The 23942-nt window shown below is 60.0% G+C and carries 20 protein-coding genes; 10 read left to right on the forward strand and 10 right to left on the reverse strand.

Annotated elements, in window-relative coordinates; genetic code table 11:
- The first annotated feature begins 10 nt into the window (after positions 1-10).
- A complete protein-coding gene (gene pth, locus ABRP66_RS05045) occupies positions 11-658 on the forward strand; it encodes an aminoacyl-tRNA hydrolase (protein WP_284783391.1) in 648 nt (215 codons plus the stop codon).
- Here the strand turns inward: pth and ABRP66_RS05050 are convergent.
- Together ABRP66_RS05050 and ABRP66_RS05055 are read right to left on the reverse strand one after the other, a co-directional pair.
- Entirely contained in the window at positions 655-1347 is a 693-nt protein-coding gene (locus ABRP66_RS05050; RefSeq protein ID WP_005279976.1) for a potassium channel family protein, read from the reverse strand. The two genes, pth and ABRP66_RS05050, sit on opposite strands and share 4 nt — an antisense overlap.
- The gene (locus tag ABRP66_RS05055; protein ID WP_284783389.1) at positions 1340-2692 is read right to left on the reverse strand and encodes a TrkH family potassium uptake protein; all 1353 of its coding nucleotides are present in this window, start codon (positions 2690-2692) and stop codon (positions 1340-1342) included. Before ABRP66_RS05055 ends, ABRP66_RS05050 begins: the two co-directional genes overlap by 8 nt.
- 117 nt (positions 2693-2809) lie before the next feature.
- Between ABRP66_RS05055 and ABRP66_RS05060 the strand changes: the two genes are divergently transcribed.
- Together ABRP66_RS05060 and ABRP66_RS05065 are read left to right on the forward strand one after the other, a co-directional pair.
- Complete coding sequence (locus tag ABRP66_RS05060) at positions 2810-3646, forward strand: SDR family NAD(P)-dependent oxidoreductase (RefSeq protein WP_284783387.1); 837 nt, start codon at positions 2810-2812, stop codon at positions 3644-3646.
- 24 nt (positions 3647-3670) lie between these two features.
- The gene (locus tag ABRP66_RS05065) at positions 3671-5305 is read left to right on the forward strand and encodes a peptide chain release factor 3 (protein WP_284771081.1); all 1635 of its coding nucleotides are present in this window, start codon (positions 3671-3673) and stop codon (positions 5303-5305) included.
- Between the two features lie 16 nt (positions 5306-5321).
- Here the strand turns inward: ABRP66_RS05065 and ABRP66_RS05070 are convergent, their stop codons facing one another.
- The gene (locus ABRP66_RS05070) at positions 5322-6884 is read right to left on the reverse strand and encodes an aspartate-alanine antiporter-like transporter (protein ID WP_284851813.1); all 1563 of its coding nucleotides are present in this window, start codon (positions 6882-6884) and stop codon (positions 5322-5324) included.
- 153 nt (positions 6885-7037) lie between these two features.
- Positions 7038-7907 carry a patatin-like phospholipase family protein gene (locus ABRP66_RS05075; RefSeq protein WP_284852446.1) on the reverse strand — a complete coding sequence of 290 codons (870 nt, stop codon included), beginning with the start codon at positions 7905-7907 and terminating at the stop codon, positions 7038-7040.
- Between the two features lie 75 nt (positions 7908-7982).
- On the opposite strand from ABRP66_RS05075, the gene ABRP66_RS05080 reads away from it, so the two are divergent.
- The gene (locus ABRP66_RS05080) at positions 7983-8381 is read left to right on the forward strand and encodes a hypothetical protein (RefSeq protein WP_284783379.1); all 399 of its coding nucleotides are present in this window, start codon (positions 7983-7985) and stop codon (positions 8379-8381) included.
- Positions 8381-8920 (forward strand): gamma carbonic anhydrase family protein, encoded by a 540-nt coding sequence (locus ABRP66_RS05085; protein ID WP_284783377.1) that lies wholly within the window; start codon positions 8381-8383, stop codon positions 8918-8920. The genes ABRP66_RS05080 and ABRP66_RS05085 overlap by 1 nt, the downstream gene beginning before the upstream one ends.
- Before the next feature lie 7 nt (positions 8921-8927).
- Here ABRP66_RS05085 and ABRP66_RS05090 read toward each other — a convergent pair whose 3' ends face one another.
- Complete coding sequence (locus ABRP66_RS05090; protein WP_349838411.1) at positions 8928-9581, reverse strand: hypothetical protein; 654 nt, start codon at positions 9579-9581, stop codon at positions 8928-8930.
- A gap of 183 nt (positions 9582-9764) precedes the next feature.
- Here ABRP66_RS05090 and ABRP66_RS05095 point away from each other — a divergent pair, with 183 nt between their 5' ends.
- The 3 genes from ABRP66_RS05095 to ABRP66_RS05105 are packed head-to-tail and all read left to right on the forward strand — an operon-like array spanning position 9765 to position 13954.
- Positions 9765-12143: an MMPL family transporter gene (locus ABRP66_RS05095; RefSeq protein WP_284783373.1), complete on the forward strand. Its 2379-nt coding sequence runs from the start codon at positions 9765-9767 to the stop codon at positions 12141-12143.
- Positions 12136-12735 (forward strand): TetR/AcrR family transcriptional regulator, encoded by a 600-nt coding sequence (locus tag ABRP66_RS05100; RefSeq protein WP_284783370.1) that lies wholly within the window; start codon positions 12136-12138, stop codon positions 12733-12735. The genes ABRP66_RS05095 and ABRP66_RS05100 overlap by 8 nt, the downstream gene beginning before the upstream one ends.
- A 25-nt stretch (positions 12736-12760) precedes the next feature.
- The gene (locus ABRP66_RS05105; RefSeq protein WP_284783368.1) at positions 12761-13954 is read left to right on the forward strand and encodes a DUF6882 domain-containing protein; all 1194 of its coding nucleotides are present in this window, start codon (positions 12761-12763) and stop codon (positions 13952-13954) included.
- Here ABRP66_RS05105 and ABRP66_RS05110 read toward each other — a convergent pair.
- On the reverse strand, positions 13944-14978 hold the full coding sequence (locus ABRP66_RS05110; protein ID WP_349838412.1) for a 3-hydroxyisobutyryl-CoA hydrolase: 1035 nt from the start codon (positions 14976-14978) through the stop codon (positions 13944-13946). The two genes, ABRP66_RS05105 and ABRP66_RS05110, sit on opposite strands and share 11 nt — an antisense overlap.
- Before the next feature lie 68 nt (positions 14979-15046).
- On the opposite strand from ABRP66_RS05110, the gene ABRP66_RS05115 reads away from it, so the two are divergent.
- Positions 15047-15838: an HAD family hydrolase gene (locus ABRP66_RS05115; protein WP_284852447.1), complete on the forward strand. Its 792-nt coding sequence runs from the start codon at positions 15047-15049 to the stop codon at positions 15836-15838.
- A 144-nt stretch (positions 15839-15982) separates the two neighbouring features.
- On the forward strand, positions 15983-19075 hold the full coding sequence (locus ABRP66_RS05120; RefSeq protein ID WP_349838413.1) for an acyltransferase family protein: 3093 nt from the start codon (positions 15983-15985) through the stop codon (positions 19073-19075).
- 208 nt (positions 19076-19283) lie between these two features.
- On the opposite strand, the gene ABRP66_RS05125 is transcribed toward ABRP66_RS05120, so the two are convergent.
- The 4 genes from ABRP66_RS05125 to ABRP66_RS05140 all read right to left on the reverse strand — a co-directional run bounded on the left by ABRP66_RS05125 (position 19284) and on the right by ABRP66_RS05140 (position 23930).
- A complete protein-coding gene (locus tag ABRP66_RS05125; RefSeq protein WP_005279956.1) occupies positions 19284-19607 on the reverse strand; it encodes a putative quinol monooxygenase in 324 nt (107 codons plus the stop codon).
- Positions 19608-19706: 99 nt separating this feature from the next.
- Positions 19707-20285: a hypothetical protein gene (locus ABRP66_RS05130; protein WP_284783734.1), complete on the reverse strand. Its 579-nt coding sequence runs from the start codon at positions 20283-20285 to the stop codon at positions 19707-19709.
- A 136-nt stretch (positions 20286-20421) separates the two neighbouring features.
- Positions 20422-22155: an alpha/beta-hydrolase family protein gene (locus ABRP66_RS05135; protein WP_284783733.1), complete on the reverse strand. Its 1734-nt coding sequence runs from the start codon at positions 22153-22155 to the stop codon at positions 20422-20424.
- Positions 22122-23930 (reverse strand): ABC-F family ATP-binding cassette domain-containing protein, encoded by a 1809-nt coding sequence (locus ABRP66_RS05140; protein WP_284783731.1) that lies wholly within the window; start codon positions 23928-23930, stop codon positions 22122-22124. The genes ABRP66_RS05135 and ABRP66_RS05140 overlap by 34 nt, the downstream gene beginning before the upstream one ends.
- Positions 23931-23942: the final 12 nt, after the last annotated feature.

The raw sequence follows: 23942 nt of genomic DNA on the forward strand, positions 1-23942 counted from the left end.
AGGCGCATTCGTGGCAGCTTTGAAAGATTTTATTGCCCGGTTTTTCGGCGGGCCCCCGCAAGCGCAGCAGGGGCAGGATCCGGCCGAGTTAGAAGCAGACTGGCTCATCATTGGCCTGGGCAACCCCGGGGCGAAATACGCCGCCACGCGCCATAACGTGGGATACATGGCCGTGGACGATGTGCTGGCCCAAGGCGGCGACGTGCTCGAGCCGGTGCGCGGGATGGACCTCGAGGTAGCCCCGCTGCGCTGGGGCGATACCCGCGTCCTGGCGGTGCGCACGACAACGTTTATGAATCTCTCCGGTGATCCGATTGCCCCGCTGGCGCAAGCTTTGGGAATTGCGGCGGACCACATCATCGTCATTCACGATGAACTAGATCTGCCTGCCAATAAAATTCGACTAAAGCAAGGCGGCAATGAAAATGGGCACAACGGGCTGAAATCGCTGACGCACAACCTGGGCACGCGGGATTATGTGCGCGTGCGCATTGGCATTGCGCGCCCGCCGAAGGGTTCGTCGATTCCGGATTATGTCTTAGCGCCTGTCGATGCCGGCCCCGGCTTCGATACCGCCATTGCGTCCGCCGCCGAAGCCGCCCGGCTCATCGCCACGCACGGGCTCGTACAAGCGCAAAACCGCATTCATTCGCGCTAGGACTGGGAAAATTTCTCCAGCGCCTGTGGGCTGCCGGCGGCGACGATGAAGTCGGTGGGGGCGAGCTGGGTGGCATCGGCAAGCGGGGCCCAAGCACCCTCCGCCTGGCAGACCGACACCAACTGCACGTGGTGGGTGCGCCAAACCTCGCCCAAATCGAGCGGGCGGCCCGTGACCGAGGAGGGCGCGGCCATCTGGGTCACGCCGTAGTACGGGGCGATCTCAGCAAAGTCGCGGAAGCGCCCGCCCAAGAGGTAGGCTACGCGACGGCCGGTATCGCGCTCGGGGCGGATGACGTGGTGGGCGCCAATCTGGCGCAGGATGCGTTCGTGGGCCTCCGAATTAGCCTTGGCCCAAATATCTTTGACCCCCAGCTCCACCAGGTTGGAGACAGTGAGGATGGACGCCTCCAGGTGCGAGCCGATGCCCACGATGACCCGCTCCACCTCGTCGATGCCCAGCTGGCGCAGCGCCGCCGGATCGGTGGTATCGGCCGAAATGGCCTCGGTTAAGTGCGGCGCTCGTTCGCGCACGATCTTTTCATCGGAGTCGATTCCAAGGACCTCTACCCCATGGCCCATGAGCTCGCTAGCCAGGGAGCAACCAAACCGCCCCAAGCCAATGACGACGACAGGGGCAATGTCGAGGGTGGCGCGGGAGTGGCCCAACGCCTTAAAAATGCTAGCCAATGAAGGGCCTTTCTTCGGGGTAGCTATAGCGGCGACTGAGGTTCTTGGCCGCCAACGCTGCTACCAGGGTGGTTGGACCAACGCGGCCCAGGTACATGATGAAACACAGCACGATTTGTGAGGGTGCGGACAAGCTGGCGGTAATCCCGGTGGATAGGCCCACGGTGGCAAAGGCGGACATGACCTCAAAGGAGACCTGATCACCGCTAAATTGCGGGTCGAAAAAGCGCAGTGCCGCCACGCCCAGGGTCACCACCAGCACGCCAGCAAAGCTCAATGCTAGCGCCTGTCGGGTCACACTATGGGGAAGGCTGCGGTGGTAGATGGAGGTCTTTTCCTTGCCCAAGAACTCAGCGGCCATGGCGGCCAATAGCACGCACGCCGTGGTGACCTTAATGCCGCCGGCGGTACCGGCCGAGCCGCCGCCGATAAACATCAAGATATCGGTGCCCATGAGCGTCACCGGGTGGACCTCGCCGTAGTCAAAGGTATTAAAACCGGCCGTGCGCGGGGATACGCTGGCAAAGAACGAGTTGAGGAGCTTGTCGCCCCACGCCATCGGTGCCAGTACGCCATTCCACTCCGTCAAGGCAAAAAATATCGTGCCGGCCACAATGAGCACGCCGGTTGCCGCCAGCGTCATCCGCGCGGTAATAGAGATGCGACGCGTCGCCTCCGACCCGCGCCGCAGGTGGCGCATCAATTCCGCCCAGACTGGAAAACCCAGTCCGCCGCCGATGACCGCTCCGGCCAGCGGCATTAGTATCCAGGCATCGCCCACAAACGGCACGAGGTTATCGCTATTGGTGCTAAACCCAGCGTTATTGAACGCCGAAATGGCATGAAAGATGCCCTCCCATAACGCCCGCGGGAAGGAATGCCCGTAGCCCACCATCAGGCGCGCGGTGACCGCCACAGCGATAATGCTTTCTACCACCGCGGTAAAGGCGAAGGTAAAAATCAGGGTGCGGCGGATGCCACCGGCGAGGATGGGCCGGCTTTCATAGGCACCGGTCTTGCGCGCCTTAAAGCTAATCCGGCCGGTTAAAAGCCAACCGGAAAGCGAGGCCAGCGACATAATCCCCAAACCGCCCAGTTGGATAAGGGCCAAGATGACCACTTGCCCGGCTGGACTCCAGAAACTGCCGGTATCAACCACGACCAGCCCGGTCAACGAGACCGCGGAGGTCGCGGTAAAGAGGGCGGATAAAAACGAGGCGCGGGAATCTCCCGCCTCGGCGAACGGCAGCAATAACAAAACCGTTCCTATCAGGATGAGCAGTAGAAACCCGGTGGCGGTTAGCCGCGCTGGTCCCCATTGCCGCAGAAAAAGCAGGCGCTTCACAAGCCGGAAGTATAGACCTGTCCAGCCCCACGCGGAACTGTGCGGCGCGACGCCGCGGACAAATATCACGAACGAATGTCGCGGACGGATGTCGCGTCCATAGCTAGAATCTAGCCTATGACTTCGCCGTACTCCGCTGCTAGGACCATCGTGATCACCGGGGCATCGTCAGGCATTGGTGCCGCAGCCGCCCAGCAGATTCACCGCACCCGCCCGCAGGATAACCTCGTCATCATCGGCCGCAATCCGGACAAGACCAAGGCCGTTGCACAGGAAGTGGACGGGCAGTATTTCCTCGCCGATTTCGAATCGCTTGCTGAGGTCCGCCAACTGGCTGATGACCTGCAACAACTAGAGCGCATCGATGCCTTGGGCAATAATGCCGGCGGCATCTTCGATGGCCCTACCATGACCGCTGATGGGTTCGAGCGCACGTGGCAGGTCAATGTCGTCGTACCTTTCCTTTTGACATCTCTGTTGCAAGAAAAGCTGCGCGATAGTAGCGCCACCGTGGTCAATACGGCGTCGTTGGCCAATATGCTGATCTCAAATTTCGATCCGGCAGATCCCAATACGCTGGAGCATTTCAGCCCAGAGCGCGCATACGGCAATGCCAAGCTAGCGGATATCTTGCTCGCCCGCTTTATCGATGCCCACGGCATCAACGCGGTGTCCTTTCACCCAGGCGTTTTAGCCACCGAGTTTGGCAAGTCCTCGAAAGGGCTTACCGGCAAGGTGTACTCCGGGGTCATCGGCAAGGCCTTTGGCACCGCAGAGGCCGGCGGCGAGAACTTGGCCTACTTCCTCACCGGCACCGAGGGCATCCATTTCCAGTCCGGGGAATACTACAATAATAAACGCACGCTGGGCATGCAGCGCCCGATTGCGAAGAATACCTCCGTGGCACACCGCGTCTTTGAGGATCTGGGCCGCCGCCTCAATGTGGAGTGGTAGCGGGAAACCACTAGACTATGGCGCATGAGTTCTGTCGCTTTTGAGGCCTCGCGCCGCCGCACGTTCGCCGTTATCGCCCACCCGGATGCCGGTAAGTCCACGCTGACGGAGGCGCTGGCGTTGCATGCGCACGTGATTAATGAGGCCGGCGCGGTCCACGGCAAGGGCAACCGCAAGTCCACCGTGTCTGACTGGATGGACATGGAGAAAAACCGCGGCATCTCCGTCGCCTCGTCCGCGCTGCAGTTTGAATACGCCCCGGAGGGGCACGAGGGCGAGCCTTATATGATCAACCTGGTTGATACCCCAGGTCACGCGGACTTTTCGGAGGATACCTACCGCGTGCTCACCGCGGTAGATGCCGCAGTGATGCTTATCGATGCCGCCAAGGGCCTCGAGCCACAAACCCTCAAGCTCTTCCGCGTTTGTAAGGCGCGCGGGCTGCCCATCGTCACGGTGATCAACAAGTGGGACCGCGTGGGCCGCGAGCCACTCGAGCTCGTTGATGAGATCGTAAACGAAATCCAGTTGCAGCCCACCCCGCTGTACTGGCCGGTGGGCATCGCGGGCGATTTCCGCGGCCTGGCCCACATCAATGATGACGGCGAGGCCGATAACTACATCCACTTCATCCGCACCGCCGGTGGTTCCACCATCGCGCCGGAAGAGCACTACGATCCTGCCGCCGCAGAAGAAAAGGAAGAGGACGTGTGGGAAACCGCGGTAGAGGAAGCCGAGCTGCTTGCTGCCGATGGCGCCCTGCACGATCAAGAACTTTTTGAGCAGTGCGTGACCTCCCCGCTCATCTTCGCCTCGGCCATGCTGAACTTCGGTGTCCACCAGATCCTGGATACCTTGTGCGCCATCGCCCCGGCGCCGCATTCCCGCGAATCCGATCCCAAGGCCGTGGAGGCAGCCACCAGCGCTATCGATGAGGTCCGCGAGGTAGCCGATGACTTCTCCGGCGTCGTCTTCAAGGTGCAGGCGGGCATGGACCAAAAACACCGCGACAACTTGGCGTTTATGCGCGTGGTCTCCGGCGAATTCGAGCGCGGAATGCAGGTCAACCACGCCCAATCCGGCCGCAGTTTTTCCACCAAGTATGCGCTGACGGTCTTTGGCCGCACCCGCGATACCGTGGATACCGCTTACCCAGGCGATATCGTGGGCCTCGTCAACGCGGGCTCGCTAGCACCCGGTGACACCATCTATTCCGGCAAAAAGGTGCAGTTCAAGCCCATGCCCCAATTCGCCCCGGAGGCCTTCCGCATCTTGCGCGCGAAATCGCTGGGCAAGTACAAGGCCTTCCGCAAGGGCTTGGAACAGCTCTCGGCCGAAGGCGTAGTGCAGGTCCTGCGCAACGATGCGCGCGGTGATGCTTCCCCGGTCATGGCGGCAGTCGGCCCCATGCAGTTCGAGGTCATGCAGGCCCGCATGGAATTCGAGTACAACGTCGAAACCGTCACCGAGCCCATCCCCTACTCCGTGGCGCGGCGCACCGATGCCGAATCCGCACCGGAACTCGGCCGCCAGCGCGGCGTGGAGATCTTCACCCGCCAAGACGGCGAGCTCATCGCCCTATTTGGCGATAAGTGGAAGCTCGCCTTCATTGAGAAGGAACACCCAGAGCTGACCATGGAGACCTTGGTCGCGGATTAATAGAGCGGCTGCCCCGTCAGAGCAGCATGACCGGGATGACCACGATCTTCATGAACTGCGCCACCACGATGGTGGAGGTATAGCCGGTAAGTATTCGCGAATCCGAGCTGGCGCCCGTGGCGTAATTGACCACCGCGGGCTGGCCAAAGAGGCCGGAAATTCCGCCGGAGGTGCGGGTTTCGGATTGCCCCATAAAACGGCTGGCCACCGCGAAAATCCCAATGATGATAACGGCAATGATCGCGGCCAGCACCATGGATTTCAGCCCCATCCAAGAAAAGGCGGTGGACACAAAGGCCTCGCCGGAGGACAGGCCTACTGAGGCCAAGAAGATGGCAAGCCCCCACTGCTGAAATGCAGTATTAATCGGGGACGGGATCTGCCACGGAATGCGGCTGGTGCGGTGCAGGGCGCCGAGGACTAGGCCGGTGATCAGTGGGCCCAGCGCGAACCCGAGCTCGAAGGACGCACCACCAGGCAGCGGAATCACGATGAGGGAAATCAGGTAGCCGATGGTCAGCCCACCGCCGAGTGCTACCCAATTAAGCTGCGAGTATGCGGTCACGGAATCGCCAAAATAATCGCGAACATCACCCAGGCGGTCATGCTTGACCACGATTTCTAGATCATCGCCGGATTCAAGGTGGGTTTCATTGGTGGCAAGGAATTCCTCATCGCCGCGGCGCACCCGCACAATCCGCGCGCCGTAACGCGAAAAGAGGTTTAACTCCTTGACCTTGCGGCCCTCAATATCCTCATTGGAAATGGCCACGGTCTCATTGACCAGGCGCTTATCCACAAACGGGGTTTGGGGCTGGCGCTTTCCCAGGGCACCCGTAAGCTCCTTAGCCTTTGCCTTGGTCACCAGCACGCGCAGGACATCGCCGCGGTGCAATTCTGGGTTATCGCCCGGCACGTCGATGTCACGGCCGCGGCGGATGGTGGCGATGATGAAATGATCCGCGAATTTCTCGCGCAGCTCGGCATAGGAAATTTCGCGGGTGACCTTAATCGTCCGCGAGCGGAAAATCTTTTCCGCCGAGTGGTCCTGGTCCTTCTGCGCGGGCCAACTATGCCGCAGGATGAATGCCACGAGGAGGATGGCCACGGCCACGCCGACTGGATAGGCCAAGGAATAGCCCACGGCGGGCAGCTCCTCGCCGGATTGCTGCTGGGCCACGGCCAGCGATGCCGTGGACGTCGTCGCGCCGGAGAATACGCCGGTCACCGCCAGCGGCGATAGCCCCATGAGGCTGCCTATGCCCAGCGCCGCAGCCGCCGCGGCTATTACCGCCACCGTGGCGAGCAACATGTGCTTTAGCTGGGTAGAAAAGCCCTTGAAGAAGGCCTCGCCGGCAGAGAGCCCCTGCATATAGATAAAGAGGCCCAAACCCAGCTCCTGCAAGGAACTAAGGATATTGTCATCCAGATCAATAAAGGACCCGAAGGCTAAGCCGACAAAAAGGGTACCCGCCGCGCCGAAGCGCAGCGGGCCAAAGGGAATCATGCCAAAAAGCGTGCCGAGCACGATCATGAAGAAAATGCTCAGCCAAATATTGCCATCAAAAATCGCTAACACGCTGTGCAATCTTAGGAGCTTGGCGCGATTTAGCTAGCTGAAAAACCTTCGCACCTTGCACCGAATACCGCCATTAGTGCAGCGCACGCGATTATCCCTCCTGCTGCCACAAAGAATCAGGAGGGCGATCTCACACCACCGCCCAGAGGTGAGCTAATCCAGTAGGAATTCTTTCCACTTTGGCCACTCGGCATGGGTTTGCGCCTTGCCGGCCTGGTAATTCGCGCGCAACTTATCCACATTGCGCTCGGTAGAGGCCACCTGCATATCTTCCGGGAAAAACAGCTGCGCCTTGCCCTGGCGCTCTAGCTCGAGGAGCCGGTCCTTGGCCGCGTTATAGATGGGTGGGCGGCCAATGAGGGCATCGGCAATAGCGGGGTACTTGCGGAAAATGCGGCGGGTAATCGCCGGGCGCGCTACCTCGGGGCGGACATATCCGCGCGGCTTGGAGCCGATGAAGAGGAATTTCTCGTAGCCGGCCTCTTCCGCTTGCTCGATGGTAATTCCACCGGACGAGCCCAAGGCGCCGTCCACATAGGGCGAGCCATCGATGATGCGGATGGGCATAAGCAGCGGCAGCGTAGAGGAGGCGCGCACCCGCACATACAGATCTTCTGGTTCCTTCACATCATCGCGGGTCCAATACACGGATTCGCCGGTATCGGCCCGCGCGGCGGCGAGGACCATATCCGCTGGGTGCTTGCGGTACGCATCCCAGTCAAAGGGCATATCCTTATCCGCGGAGCGCTCATAGATATATTCCGCATTGAAATAGCCATTGCCGCGCACCAGCGAGCCCACGCCGCCAAAGCTGGGGTTATTGACAAAATCCGTGAAGGATTCCTCCGCGCGCTTGGCATCGTGCGAGAGGTAATTAACCGTGTGGGAGGCGCCGGCAGATACTCCGCCTACCCATCCAAAGGTGACGTTTTCTTGGATGAGTTTGACTATGCAGGCGGCGGTATAGGAATTGCGCATTCCGCCGCCTTCGATAACAAGGGCGGTGTTGCTGGCATCAATCATGGTCTCCCATAATACGCGCGGTAATGTTACGGCGGTCAACCCCGCTTCCTGGCTGCGCGGCTAGACTTAAAGGCTATGGGATTATTGGACGCTCTTGCCAAACTTACCGGGAATGGGGCGCCGCACTTGGCGCGGCCTGATTCCGCCGCGACGACCGTGCAGGTGGACCGGCTAGATATTAGGACCGCCGGCCAGCTGATCATCATTATTACCGGCCAGCAGGGCGCGCGGGCCCTTGCTGAGCTCGCCGGTTCGCGCGAGTCCGCGACCCTTATCTCCCCCACCACCACGGCGCATTTCCCCGCCGTGACGAAGGATATGCTGCCGGTGAAAGACCCCAAGCACGGCTGGATCATCCCCATCACGCCGACGCTGGCGAGCGCGCTTTCTCAGGCCGAGCTTGCAGGGGCATCGCTTGCCGATGCCCCCAGCGAGTTCGAGCTGTCCCCCAGCCTCGCGGTGGTGGTGGAATAATGCCTATTTATCCCTTCCAAGGCGCGCGCCCGCGCATCCACCGCAGCGCGTGGATCGCGCCGAATGCCACCATCATTGGTGATGTGGAAATCGGCCCAGATTCTTCCGTATTTTATGGCTGCGTGCTGCGCGGCGATGTTGGCCCCATCCGCATTGGCAGCCGGTGCAATATTCAGGACAATAGCGTTATCCACGTGGAACGGGAGGCACCGTGCACCCTTGAAGACGATGTCACGGTAGGCCACATGGCCATGCTCCACGGCACCCATGTGGGCGCTGGCAGCCTGGTGGGCATGTCCGCTACCCTGCTATCTCGCTCCACCATCGGGCCCGGTTCACTCATCGCCGCCGGCGCGCTGGTGCGCGAGGGCGCGGAAATCCCGGCCCGCTCCTTGGCCGCCGGCGTCCCGGCCACCGTGCGTCGCGAGCTTTCCGCCGAGCAGTCCGCGGCGTTTATCCCACACGCCGCGCGCTACGTGGACCTTGCACAACAGCAATCTGCCTCTGAGCTCGCGCTTGATGATGTCTACTTTGACTAGCGCATCCCTACAGGTTCACGACACCCATGATGATAAGGAAGGCGGCAACTACATAGCCGCTGATGAGTGCTACCCGCGTGCTGTTTTCGCGTGCCGCTGCAAAGACTCGACCAGCAGCTGAGTCTGGGTGGGCGCGCACCACGGCGAAGAAAAGGCCGCACACCACCGGCAGGGAAAGCGCCAGGGTGGCGTACCACAGAAGGCCGCCGTATTGGGCGGCGAGCGACAGATCCTCGGTGGCTAAGAACATGAGGCCAAAATAAAACGGCACGGAGGTCAGCGATTGCACCACGCCCATCACGAACCCGATAAGCACGGTGGTGATAGAAGGCCTGCGCAGCGGTTGCAGCATGCGCCCGATCAAGGCATTGGGTTTTCCCTGGGAATGCCAGGCGGCAAAGGCTAGGGCGATGCCGACGATGATGAGGATGCCGCCGGCAATCGGTGACTCCAAAATGGCCGCTATCTGTTCGCGCACGCCCAATAGGACGAACATGACCACGGCCGCGGCGGTAAGAACTCCCAACCAATCGCCCAGGATGACTAGGCCGGCAATCCAGCGGTACTTCCCGCGCGGGAGCATGATGCCGATGGCCACGAGGATGCCAATGAGCAAGGCATTGACCGAATCCAAGAGAGCGAAACTTACCGCATGAATCATGCGCGATAGTCTACCGATCCTTCGCGCCACCCTGTGCACTCTGGGCTGGGCTGGGTTATAGGTCACATTATTGCGCCACTATGCCTACCTGCACCTTATTTTGCACCATTTCCGCAAGATTGCATAGACTATGCAAGGTTTTAGAAGCAGTGCCCATACCTCTCACGCATAAAGGAGCTCACCATGTCCAGATTCCTCTACCGGCTGGGAAGCTGGTCCTACCGAACGGTATGGCCCTTCCTCGCCTTCTGGCTCATCGTCTTGGTGGCGATGGTCGGCCTCACCGCCGGCTTTGCCAAAACCCCGAACCCCAACTTCGCCATGCCAGAGATGGACTCCACCACTACTCAAGAAGAGATGATGGAGCACTTCGATCAAGATACCGATGCCATGAGCGCCCCAGAGGGCACCGTGGTCATCCAGGCCCCTGCGGGCAAGGAGCTGAGCGATGCTGCCGTTGCCGGGGACATCGACAAGCTGCTCCAAGATCTCAAGGACACCGGTGCGCTGAAGAACGAGGATGAGTTGGTCAGCCCGGTCCTCGCCGCCGCTGGCATGGAAAAGCAAATGGGCGAGCAGATGCGGGCCCAAGGCATGCCCGAAGAGCAGGTTGCGAAGAACCTGCAGCAGCTTTCCCCGCTGAGCGAGGATAAGACCACCGGCACCGTCACCATCGCCTTCGATGCCGCTGATGTCATGGACATCAACGATGACGATATGGCTGCGGTAACGGATGTCCTGCACGAGCATGACGGCGAAGGCCTCTCCGTTAAGTACCAGGGCAATGCCTTTGCGATGGCCGAGGCTGGCATGAATGGCAGCGCCGAACTTATCGGCATGGTGGTTGCCGCCATCGTATTGCTGGTGACCTTCGGCTCCTTCATAGCTGCCGGCATGCCGCTGATTTCCGCCGTCATCGGCGTGGGCATCGGCATCCTCGGCGTGCAGCTGGCCACCATCTTTACCGATACCGTCTCCGATATGACCCCGACGCTGGCCTCCATGATCGGCCTTGCCGTGGGCATCGACTACGCCCTGTTCATTGTCAACCGCTTCCGCAATGAGCTCATCACCTCCTCGGGCCTGAATAACCTGACGCCAAAGGAACTGGCCAAGGAACTGAAGAAGATGGATAAGGGAACCCGCGCCCACGCCATGGGCATGGCGCTGGGCACCGCCGGTGGCTCCGTCGTCTTCGCCGGTACCACCGTGGTCATCGCCCTAGCAGCCCTGACCATTATCGGCATCCCATTCCTATCCACCATGGCTATCGCCGCCGCGGGCACCGTGGTCATCGCCGTGCTAGTGGCCAATACCTTCATCCCCGCCGTGCTGGGCCTGCTGGGCACCAAGATCTTCGCCGGGCGCGTGCCCGGACCCAAGGTTCCAGACCCCGAGGACGAGAAGCCAACCATGGGCCTGCGCTGGGTCCGCCGCGTGCGCGCTCACCCGTGGCTGCACCTAGGCGTAGGCGTTATCGTACTTGCCATCCTGGCCATCCCATTTGCGAATATGCGCCTGGCCATGCCTACCGATGGCTCCGCTAAACCCGGCACCCCACAGCGCGAGGCCTACGAGATGTCCGAGGAGGCCTTTGGTCCAGGCCGCAATGCCCCGATGATCGCCTTTGTCAATGTGGAAGACGTCTCCGAACAAGACCGCATGCCGGCCTTCCAGGATCTGCTCCACAAGTTCAACGACACCGAGGGCGTGGATAACGCCCAAATCATCCAAACCACGGATAACGGCGATGCCGCCCAGATCATGATCACGCCAACCACCGGCGCAACCGATGAGAAAACCACCGAGACCTTGGAGCACCTGCGCGAGTACCAGGGCGAATTTTCTAAGGACGGCGGCTCCTACGGCATTACCGGTATCACCCCGATCTTCGACGATATTTCTGAGCGCCTGAGTAGCGTGCTCGTACCGTACGTGGCCATCGTCTTGGGCCTTGCCTTCATCGTCTTAATGCTGGTCTTCCGCTCCATTTGGGTTCCACTCATTGCCGCCGCAGGCTACGGGCTTTCCGTGGCCGCCACCTTCGGCATTACCGTTGGCATCTGGCAAGAGGGCATGTTCGGCCTCGTCAACGACCCGCAGCCGCTGCTATCCTTCCTGCCCATCATGCTCATTGGCCTGACCTTTGGCCTGGCCATGGACTACCAGGTCTTCTTGGTCACCCGCATGCGCGAGGGCTACGTCAGCGGCAAGACCGCCGCCAACGCAACCTCGAATGGCTTTAAGCACGGCGCACGCGTGGTCACGGCCGCAGCACTGATCATGATTTCGGTATTCGCGGCGTTTATCCTGATGGACGAGCCATTCATTAAGACCATGGGCTTTGCCCTGGCAATGGGCGTGCTTATCGATGCCTTCGTTATCCGCATGATGGTCATCCCCGCCACCATGTTCCTCTTGGGAGACAAGGCGTGGTGGTTCCCTAAGTGGTTGAATAAGATCGTGCCTAATATGGATATCGAGGGCGAAGCCCTGCACAAGGAGCGCGAGGCACTCATGCGCTTTCAGCACGACAAGGTAGGAAAGGTTCATCGTGACTAGTTTGCGCGAATCCAAGAAGCGAGCAACGCGGCAGGCCATGTCTGATGCCGCGGCCCGCCTCGCCTTGGACGGCGGCGCTGAGGCAGTCACGGTCTCCAATATCACCAGCGCCGTCAGGGTGTCCCCGCGCACGTTCCATAATTATTTTTCTTCCGTGGCCGATTCCCTCTTGCACTACACCGCGGATGTCCTCGAGGCATTCGCAGAGGATATCCCCACCGCATTTCCCGGCGAGCCCATCTCTGCGGTCTTGGAATACACGCTCATTGATGCCCTAGACAATGAAGACATGGAGCTGCGCTCGCTGCACAGCCTGTTCAAGATCGGCGAGGCGATGGAAAACCTCAGCCACACCGCCGAGGAAAAGAAGAAATTCGATAGCGTCACGCACCGTGTCGTCGTTGCCTTTCAAGAGCGCTACCCCGAATATTCGGCCTTCGAGCTCACCATCATCTTGACCGCGTGCGGCAGCACCGGCAATGCCTGCCAGCAAGAGCTGAAAAGGCGCTGCGAATTGGGCAGGTCCCCCGGCAAAAGGGAACGCGATGAGCTGGTCCACCACGCCTTTGCCACCCTGCGCGGCCTCGTATGAGGTTTCAGTATCCTCGTAGGTAATTATGGATACTTCGAATTCGCTTGCCCAGGCCACCCGCGATGCCTGCTTTATTCAGTCGGGCCTTGATGCCGCCTTCCGGGCCCGCTTGGGCGATACCACCGACGTGGAATTTAATTTCCTCACCCCCTCAATGGATTCCGAGGGGCGCCTTAACCACAATCAGCCCGTGGAAATCCGCTGCAGCTCTCCCTCCGGTGTCAAAGACTTCCGGGGCACACGCATCGCCGTCATCGATCGCGCCGATTCGCCTACCTGGCAGTGGGCGATGCAGGCGGAGGCCGACCTGCCGCAGGGCGGGGATGACCCGGCAAAGTTCATCCCCCTCGCTCGCCTCTTGGCCGGCAATGCCCCGGTACTGCGGGCACAACAAGGCGATCATGAGGCGATTATTGCTGTGGATTTTCACCCTCGCCTCGACTTTCCCACCAGCGTTGCAGCAGGCATTCGCCGCAGCGCGCCGGACATTGATGAGCAACGCGCGGTGCACGAACTCGCCCACCACTTAGGCATCACGGCCGCAGAGGTCGGCGCGGAATCTGCCGCGGACTCCACTGCGGAGTCCGTCGAGCATTTTTCCGATGGAACGACGCTGTATTTTTCTAGCGCAGAGAGTGCGCCGCAGATTACCGCCATCGAGCCGGGCATGAAGGATACCCGCATCATCGAGGATGCCTTTTATTACGGCATGGAGCACCAGATGTACTTCCAGGGCAATTTCCCCGAGGCCACGGTGCACCTCAATGCGAACGAGGCAACGGCGGAGATCCGCTATTCTGGCGGGAAGGCCGAGGCCACGGCGGTACTCATCGCCACCATTTCGGAGGAGCGATTCCTGTGGGCGTGGGCCGATCCTGAGGTCAAGGACACCGCAGCCGCGCAGGCTGCCGCGAACCTGTACCGCTTCGGCATCGATCACCAGGTACCGGCGCTAATCCGGCCCGCGCTACCGCTGGACTACGCGCGCGCCCGGCAGATACCCCAGCTAGCCCTGCCCATCCTGGGCATGTGGACTTTGGTGGGCACCACGCTTGCCGATGGCCGCGTCGGCCTCGTCCTCCTCGATTCCGAAGCGCTGCATTTGCCGCAGCCCACATCCGCGGCCACGGAGGCAACGCTGGCGGCTACCCCACCCCGAGAGATCAATGAGGCGCGGGCCCGATCGGCCTACGCCTCCTTCCGCGGGATTAATCTTTAGCTAATACGTCGCGGATGGCGTCTACATCCACATCCGCGACGCTTGCCGGTTTGAATGCCGCGTCATTGGATTTATCCACCAATACCGCGCGCACGCCATCGGAAAAGTCATCGCGGCGATACATATAGGCGCCGAGTTTCTTTTCCAGCTCAAGGGCATCGCGAATGCTCGAGCACTCCGCCTCTGCTCGGTAGAGCTCCAGCGCGGCCACGATGGAGGTCGGGCAGGCCTGCGCGGTGAGCTTTTCTACCAGCTCCTTCAGTTCTGGGTACTCCTCTGCGGCAGCGGTGATGTCCTGCCAGGAATCGTGGCGGAAGCTAGCCTCGATCCCTTCGATGAGCTCCGCAAGCGGGGCCTCATCTTCCGGCTGCACGGAGTGCTGTTCCAGCGCGGCGTCAATGCCTTTGTCAATGACGTCGTTGGCAAAGGCATCGCCGTCTTTTACGTAGTCAGTGGCCAGCCCGCTCCACACGAGGTCGGCGGCGTACATGCGGTAGCCGGTAATACCCCAGAACTTCGCGAGCTCTGGCGAGGCCTTACCGCGCGTGCCTACGGCGTTTTGGGAGGCATACGCCATGCCCACATCCGTGACGTAACCAATATTCATCTCCGGCATGGAGGCGAAAGTCTTATCCGTGACCACGCAGTGCGAGCCGTGCGCGGAGACACCAAGACCGCCGCCCATAGCGATGCCATCCACCAGCGCGATGACCGGCTTGGGGTATTCCGCGATATCCCCGTTGAGGGTGTATTCCGAGGCAAAGAAGTCATCCACCTCGTCGTATTTGCCGTCCACGATGCCGTCGCGGGCCAAGCGGACATCGCCGCCGGCGCAATAAGCCTTGGGGTTGGTAGAGGTCAAAAGGACCTGCTCTACCTCGTCATCATCACGCCACTTATCCAAAGCGGCGGCAATGAGATCGATCATTTCTGGGCTCAGGGAGTTGAGAGCCTTTGGGCGGTTGAGCTCAATGACTCCGGTATGGTTGCGGATTGAGGACACGATAGGTGCATCATTAGTCATATCCCCTATTGTGACACACAACTCATATACCTAGCTACCGTTTGCGACTTCACAGATAGGTCTTAATTTTGCTTCCACAGCTTATCGCCCTAGACATGGACGGCACCCTGCTCGATGGAAACGGCGACTTGCCGCCAGGATTCGCGGAGACTAGCCAGCGCGCAACCGAGCTTGGCGTCACCCTCGTTCCGGCATCGGGGCGCCAGCTCGCCACCCTGCAAGAGATGTTTCCTCATGAAGAGACCTTTATTGCGGAAAATGGCTCCGTGGTTGTGCACAATAACGAGCTGCTGAGCACTACGCCCCTGCCGTCATCGGCCGTCCACGCTGCGGTGAGAGCGCTCGACGCGGTAGCCCAACCCCACACCGTGGTGCTGTGCACGCCGGCAACGGCGTTTGTGGAAACGCGCATCGACGAGCAAGCCTCCGCCGAAATTTCCAAGTACTATAAATCCATCACCTGGGTGGATGACCTGCACAATCTGCTCGATGAGGACATTATCAAAATCGCGGCCTTCTGCGCCGATGGCAGCGAGAAACACCTCCACGATCCGCTGCGCGAGGCCGTGCCCGAGCACAATATTGCGGTATCTGGGGCAGTGTGGCTCGATGTGATGGCGGCCGGGGTCAATAAGGGGGTGGCGCTAGAAACCATGGCATCGCTGCTGGGTATCCCCCAATCTCGCACCGCGGCGTTTGGGGATTTCCTCAATGATTTCGAACTCCTCCAAGCCGCTGGCACCGCCATTGCCATGGACAATGCGCATCCTAAGCTCAAAGCCATTGCCGATACAATCGCCCCGCCCAATACCGAGTATGGGGTGCTGACAGTGCTGAATCAGCTTTTTGCCAGCCAATAGGATTAGACTCTTTTCTTTCACCATCTATCCGTTAAATATTGCCAATTTCCCGCGCCACGCCGTGCTCTCTACTTTGGGTAATGGCGCTGCTCGCGGTCTAAAATTGGCCGATTAGTACATTTTCGTAGTGCAATGGGAGTTCATGTGAATCGTTTTCTGCGCTCGCTGCTGGGGAAGAAAGATTCCGAGCGTAATGAGGCCACGCCGCCTTCGACGCGGCAAAAGGATGGGCCTACAGGTGATTCCTCCACTGAGGCTTCTACGCCTAAATCCACCGCACCCGCCGAACCGAATGCGGAAAGCCACACTGATAAAGGCGCGCGGAAGCAACAACAGGCTCCCCGCTCGAGTGGGCAAAACAGCAAGTCAACACCACAGGACAAAGGCAAGCAGGACAGTAAGAAAGCTGCACAAACACAGCCTACGGACATCAACCGTGGTCTCGCGCGCCAGTCGCGCCAGATAGGTACGCCCACGCCGCAACAAAAGCAGGCAACTCGCACCCAAAATGCGAAGGCTGCCAAATCCGCTCCAACTAAGGGCACTACCCAAAACAAGCAAAACGGTTCCGCCCAGAAAAAGGCCGAAGCGAAAAAGCGCCAACCGATAAAGCCAGCCACGCCCAAAGGATCTAAGAAACCGCAGCAACCCGCGGCCGAGACGAAGGAATTCCCAGCGAGCCCCGGCGGTACGTCTAGCAGTCCTAGTACTTCCCGCCCTAAAAACTCCGCTGGCGCATCCCAGTCTTCCGGTACTACTCGGTCCTCCGACGGCGCTCGTCCTTCGGGTACGACTAAGCCTTCTGGCCCTGCAAAGCCTGCCGATGATTCGGCGAACGCCGCACAAGGAACCCCTGAATTTCCCACCCAGCAGTCTTGGCCCGCCCAAAAGCCCAAACAACACACGCCTGAGCAAGCTAAGCCCAAACAACACACGCCTGAGCAAGCTAAGCCCAAACAGCACAAGCCTGAACAGCGCGCATCTAGTCGCAAGCGACCAGAACAGCGCCAAACCACACAAGAATCCGCCACGGCACAGGGCCCCGCCTCCGTCCAGGAGCCTGCCTCTATCCAGGGGTCCGCCTCTGCGCAAGAACAAAAGCCTGGGAACCCAAGCGGAGAGAAGACCGCGCCCACGATGGCCTTTCAGGCTAAGCGCCCTGCCGAAGAGAACGCGCGAGAACAACAACCTGCAGCCAATCACTCTGCGGAGCAGTCGTCTGCGCAAGGCAAGCAGGGCGCCAATAAATCGAAATACCCCTTGCAGAATCAACAAAACGACTCTGAAGTACTTGCAATACCGCCAGAGGATAAAAACGTGCGCAAGAAGCGGCACGCGCGGCTACGCCAAGTCAAGGGCCTCGATGGCCTGCGCGGCCTAGCCGTTCTCGCCGTTGTCTTTTACCACTTTTTCGACGACGCCCTACCCGGCGGTTACTTGGGCGTGGACATGTTCTTCGTCCTCTCCGGATTTCTTATTACGTCACTCCTCGTGCGCGAATACCGCACGTCCGGGACGATTAGCCTGAAAGACTTTTGGGTCCGACGCTTCAGGCGCATCCTGCCGGCCGCCGTCGCCGTGCTCGTTTTCTGTACGGCAATCGTTGCGTGGGTTGGCGGCGATTTGGCCGTCGGCCTGCGTCAGCAATTCTTCGGCACCCTGTTCTTTGTCAATAACTGGACGCAGATTGCGACCTCGCAATCCTATTTCGCCGATAACGAGATCCAGGTATTCGCCCACTACTGGTCACTCGCCGTAGAAGAGCAGTTCTACCTCATCTGGCCACTGCTCATGCTGGGTATTTTCCGCATCTCGTCACGCCAGCCGCGCCGCCTTCCGGTCGTCGTCGCCAGCGTGCTGGGGCTTGCCTCCTTCGCAGCCATGTGGTTTATCTTTACGCCAGGTGAAGACCCCACCCGCGTGTACTACGGCACGGATACCCACGCATTCGGCCTGTTGACCGGCGCTGTCCTCTCCTTGTTGGTGACCTCTACGAAGTCCGATCCCAACGCGGATTCTTGGGCATCCTCCGGCAAGGTAGAAACCCGTGCCGCCGGCATCATTGGCTTCTTGGCGCTCATCGGCTATGTCGCGCAGCTATTCCTCATGCCTGACGATGCCGAATTTACCTACCGCGGCGGGCTCTTTATCACCAGCATCCTTGGTGCCCTCATGGTGTGGGGTGTCATCCACGAGTACGGCCCGATGACGCCGCTGTTTAGGACGAAGGTCAGTCGGTGGTTGGGTCAGCGTTCCTTCTCGCTGTACCTGTGGCACTGGCCAGTCATCATGATTTTGGAGGCGCTATTCCACGGCAATCAGAATTCTGAGAATACTTGGATTCTGGGTCTTGTCGCCGTCCCCATCTCCCTGATCCTTTCGGAGATCTCTTATCAGTTCATCGAGAATCCTTTCCGCCGCGGCGGATACAAGAAGACGTGGAAGAACTACTGGGCCTCGCGCCCGAGCTTCAGCGAACTCAAGGATGGTTTTGGCAAGGCCATGTGGCCTGTCGTCCCGTTCTTGGTCGTCGCCTCTCTGGTGGGCGTTGTGTACGGCGTAGTTAATTCCAGCGACAAGACCGAATTGGAGCAGCAGCTCGACCAGCTCCAGCAGCAAAACGAAAGCAATAACCCACCTCCACCGGAGGCATCCGCTCCGTCAACAACATCGACTGAAGACGATAAAGACGAAGCAAAGGATGACGCCAAGACCCGCCCCATCCCGAAGGGGACAGATATTACCGCGATCGGTGATTCGGTGATGCTGGCGGCTAGCGATGCCCTCAGCCAACGTTTCCCCGGAATTTATATCGATGCCCAGGAATCCCGCCACTACACGGTGGGTATCCAAATCCTTCAACAAATGAAGGACGCCGGCACGTTGCGCGATACCGTATTCTTGGGCTTCGGCACCAACGGCGCCGCCCAGCCAAATCAAATCAGCCAGGCCATGGACATCATCGGCAAGGACCATACCGTGGTAATGGTTGTTCCCTACGGTGATCGCGAGTGGATGGCGCAGTCCCAGCAGGACGTCATCGACGCCGGCAAGGAATACGACAATGCCTATATCGCCGACTGGTGTGGCTATGCCGAAAATAATCCGGACATGCTCTACTCCGATGGCGTGCACCCGCTTCCCGAAGGCGCCACCGGCTATTCCGACGCCTTCTATGACGCTTTGAAGCAATATTCCAAATACGACAAGAGCGTATCCTCACAATGCCAGGCTTAACGGAGAGCGCGGCCGGAGGTAGCTAGCACATCTGGGTCGGCCTCCTACCTCAGCCTCACCCTCGCCCGCCCTTCATTCTCACGGGGCGGGTTCCCCGCCCCGTGAGAATGAAGGGCGGGGTTTTATGTTCTGGCTCGTAGATGAACGCATAACTAAAGCCCGCACTCATGGTTGACATGAGTGCGGGCTTTAGTACTAGGCAGCGAGATTAATCGACGGCGAACTCGCCCATCTTGTCCCAACCGGTGCGGCCATCGATGTGGACGTTGATGATGTCTGGGGTCTCTACGAGGTACTTGGGGAATTCGTCGCAGGCGCGCTTGAAGTGCTCGCCCTGAACGTGCTCTACGTCCTTGCCATCTGCGTAGGACTCGAGCAGCAGGAAGCGCTGAGAATCTTCCGGATCGCGGTACCACTTGAAGTCGATGCAACCCGGCTCGGCGTTGCAAGCCTCGGTGTACCAGTTGATCTCATCAAGGAAAGTATCGGCGTATTCAGGCTTTACGTGGAACTGTACGTTAATCAAAATCATGCCCCCGATTCTATCAATATTGTTCCCACTGCGTCATGGCTGCTCTGCCATGCGCGCGGGCCTCAGGAGAATCGGGGGCAGGTATCGCGGGAATAAGAACTAGTTGAGGAAGTATTCCGCGATGTAGATGAACTCGCCATCAAAGGCAGTAGCGACGCCGTAACCGTACTCGGGTCCGGGGGTTACCTCGAGGCCCAGGTTGAACCAGTTGAGGCGCTCCTGGGCTTGTTCTTCAGACAGACGGTAGACGTTGCCTTGACCCTCATCGGTGTGGGTCACGCCGCTTGCCACGTCGCCGTAGTACGTAAGCTCACCGCCTGCACCCTGGTTTGCCCATTCCTGTGCGATAGCGGTTGCGGTCTCATCTGGGTGGTGACCAGCCTGGGCTAGGTGATCGGCGGTGGCTACCTGCAAGTCAGCGGCAACCTGCGGGGCCTCGAAGGCCTGTGGCTCCGGAGCGGCTGCATCCGTAGGCGCTTCTTCCGCTGCTACTTCCGGTTCAGCTTCAGGTGCGGCCTTTAGAAAGCTGGGCAAAGTAACGTTGTACTTTTCAGCAAGGGTGGAAACCTGCTGAACCTGCGGGGCCGCGGTAAGCTCCGCAGAAGCCACTGCCGTGGTACCAGACAGGGCGAGTACGGTGGTCAGGACTGCTGCGGTGGCGCTTCGAATCGGCTTCATGATTTTCAGCTTGTCATAACTTTTCAGAGGGCGAAAGCATATCGCCGGTTCCGCCCCACTTCGATATGGCTTTGTTATACAAGCGGTGCTCTGCGTGCTCTGGGTTACCTCGCGGGGTTAAGAAGCCCTAGGAAGCCTAATAAATACCAACATCGAGTTCATTGAATTGCCGCTGCAGCTCCTCCGAATCAATGGAACGGGCAAGATCGGGCCCGGCGATGGCCGCAAATCCATCGAGGACAGAGTTCCCGTAATTATGGCCCACCCCATCGGGAACATCCTTGGCTCCGGGTAGATCCGCAGCAATTTGTAGGTAGGTAATAATAGGCATCCACTGCATCACGCGCTCACGCGAATAGGGGCTGTCTTCTTTCATCCAATCCGGCTCTTTGAAGGCCAATCCGGGCGACCACCAGCTCACAGGATCGGAAGGGTGCTGAATATATAGCATGCGGGTCCTGCCCCACTCCTCTTCCGGAACGCGTCCCCAGCGGCGGACTTGGTCCACCTCGTTGGCAAAACGGACCACGAGCCCGCCGGCGTAGACCGGCGAGATTTCTGTCGACCCGGGATCACGGCGCTCCACAAACTGCGAGCGCAACTGGTTAAAGTGCGGCGGGCCGGTCAATAAGATGCCGTCGACGGAATTAGCGATATCGCGCACGCCAGAAAAGGCGGCCTCGATGCCGGTTGTGCCTAAGGACTCGCCGTAGAGGTAGAGCTTGGGCCGGTCATCTTCGGGCAGCGAATTCCACCAGTCCACGACGGGGTTGATGAACTCTTCCCCGGCGCGTTCTACTTGGCCGCCGCCCCCAAGGAAGTGGAAAACGGACGGCATGGCGGAATACTGCGCTGCAGCAATGGCGGTATCCCCTCCATAGAGCAGTTCGAAGGCTTGCGCGGAATAGGACGATACCCAGCCGGTACCGGTGGTCATGGTCAACAAGAGGGCCTTGCGGTCTTGGGCGTGGGTGCGCTCGAGTTCATCGATAAGCAATTGCGCCCGCCCCTCATTGGAATCGCGGTTGCCCAGACCGGCGTAGGCGCGGATGGGCTCCTTGGCGGGTTTACCGGTGACCTGTTCTAGCTCGGCCTTATGCGCCCCGGAGCTGAGGAACCGGGAGCCTTGCAGGCCTACGCCGTTCCAGTCGACATCGGAAGTAGGCGATCCGGAGCGCTCGCTGAGGGTGGGGCGCTGGGTATCCGGATCAGGGTCGGCGTTCTGGGCGGTAAATACCCTATCGCCCAAGCCCACGATGGCACCGGGAATGATGTTTTCAATGGTGTAGATAGCGATGACCGCAACAATGAGTACTGCCCCGAGGCGGCGGTATGTGGAGCGGAACCGCTGCGGGAAGCGCCGCGCTAACCAGCGCACCAGAAAGATAATGGAGCGCAGGATGAGCAGGAAGACGGTAAATACCGCCAGCGCCAGGGGCACCACCAGCAGGTAGCTGGTCATGGACGGCGCGGGCACGGAATATACGTTCGCGAGCTCGTGCTGCCAGCGCACGGCGATAATGACGAAACCGACCATCCAGGCTATGAACGCACCTGTGGCGATGCGCGCGAGCAGCCGGTAGCGCTTTGGTTCCCACGCAGAGGCAGCAAGCCAGGGATACTTATCCGACCATTTGCTAACGACGAAGCGGTACCACACCAGTTTCACGCCGATGCCCACCACGTAGCCAAACCCGGCGGCAAGGCCCGAAATCAGGCCCTGATAGGGCCAATCGCGGGGCAAAATGGACGGAGTAAGGCCCAGCGTAGACAAAATGGCGGCGCCGATAATGCCCCACGGATCGAGGTGGCGGACAATATCGGCGATGCGAGCTTCTACTGCTCGAGCTTCTCCCCTAACTCCAGCCATTCCATCTCCAAATCCTCATAGGCGCTGCGATTGTCCTTTAATTCCGTATCGAGGCGAGTCATCGCTTCGGTATCGACTTTTTCTGCCGCCGCGGCCAATTTCTCATTGATCTGCGCGGCGGATTTTTCCAGCTTCTGCATCTTCCGCTCAAGCGCGTTCATCTTCTTGGTGATTTCGCGCTCTTGCTGGGAAGAAAGCTTCTTTTCCGGCTTCGGCGCCGGCGCGCCCGTCTTCTTTTCTCCCAGGTTTATAACCCCTGTGTTCTTGCCGGCCTCGATTTCTTCGCGCTTGCGCAGGTACTCGTCGATGCCACCGGGAAGGTTCGTCAGGTTGCCATCCCCGAAGAGCGCATACGTATTATCCGCAATGCGCTCGATCAGGTAGCGATCGTGCGAAATGACCACCAGGGTACCCGGCCACGAATCGAGTAGGGATTCCAGTTCCTGGAGCGTATCGATATCCAGGTCGTTGGTGGGCTCATCGAGGAGTAAAACATTGGGTTCTGCCATGAGCACGCGGGTGAGCTGGAGGCGGCGGCGCTCGCCACCGGAAAGATCCCCGACCGGGGTGCGCTGGCGCTTGGCGGAAAAGCCGAGGCGCTCGGCCAGCTGAGAGGCGCTGAGCTCCTTTTTGCCTAGCTGCACGTAGGTGGCAACATCCTCGACGGCATCGAGAAGCCGCCGCTGCGGATCCAAGTCATCGAGTTCCTGGCGCAGCCAACCTAAGCGCACGGTTTGGCCCTCGATGCGCTTTCCGGCTGCGAGCTCGTATTCGCCAGCCAGTGTGCGCAGCAGCGTGGTCTTTCCGGAGCCATTAACACCCACGAGGCCGATGCGCTCGCCTGGGGCCAGGCGCCAAGTGAGGTGATCGACCAAGGTGCGGCCATCCGGGGACTTCACGGTGGCATCTTCTAGCTCGATGACCACGCGGCCCTGACGCTGCTTGGAAAAGGACATGAGCTCGACCTTGTTGCGCGGCTCGGGAACATCAGAAATAAGCGCTTCCGCGGCCTCAATCCGGTAGCGCGGTTTCGAGGTACGCGCCGGTGCCCCGCGGCGCAGCCACGCCAATTCCTTGCGGGCCAAGTTTTTGCGGCGTTGCTCCATCGCATCGGCCTGGCGGGCGCGTTCGGCGCGGGCGAACGTCCAGTCGTTGTATCCGCCCTCGTATGCATCGACCGTGCCGTCGTGGACTTCCCATGTCCAGGTGGCAATGGTATCGAGGAACCAACGATCGTGGGTGACCACGATGACGGCGAGGTTGCGCTTGAGCAGGTGGTCAGCCAGCCACTGCACGCCTTCCACGTCCAGGTGGTTCGTGGGCTCATCGAGCACCACGAGGTCTAGATCCTGCACCAGCGCGGCGGCAAGGTTGACGCGGCGGCGCTCACCGCCGGACAGGGAGCTCACGAGAGTATCTAGCCCCAGGTCCACGATGCCAAGGCCGCCGAGCACGTCGCGCACCTTGGCGTTGGAGGCCCATTCGTAGGTCTCGAGCTCGAGGGGTTCAATGATCGCCTGCGCGATGGTGAGCTCTTCGGGCAGGTCAAAGCGCTGCGTCACCACGGCCATGCGCAGATCCGAGGTGTGGGATACGCGGCCAGAATCCGGCGGCTCAATACCGGTGAGCACTTCCAGCAGGGTGGTCTTGCCGCCGCCGTTGACGCCCACGATGCCGATGCGATCCCCGGTTTGTACGCCGAGGGATACCCCATCAAGGAGAGTTTTTAAGCCATAGGACTTGGTGACTTGCTCGAGGTTAATCAGGTTTGCCATAACAGGGACTCA

This window comes from Corynebacterium sp. KPL2680 (genome assembly GCF_040225675.1).
GTDB lineage: Bacteria > Actinomycetota > Actinomycetes > Mycobacteriales > Mycobacteriaceae > Corynebacterium > Corynebacterium rhinophilum.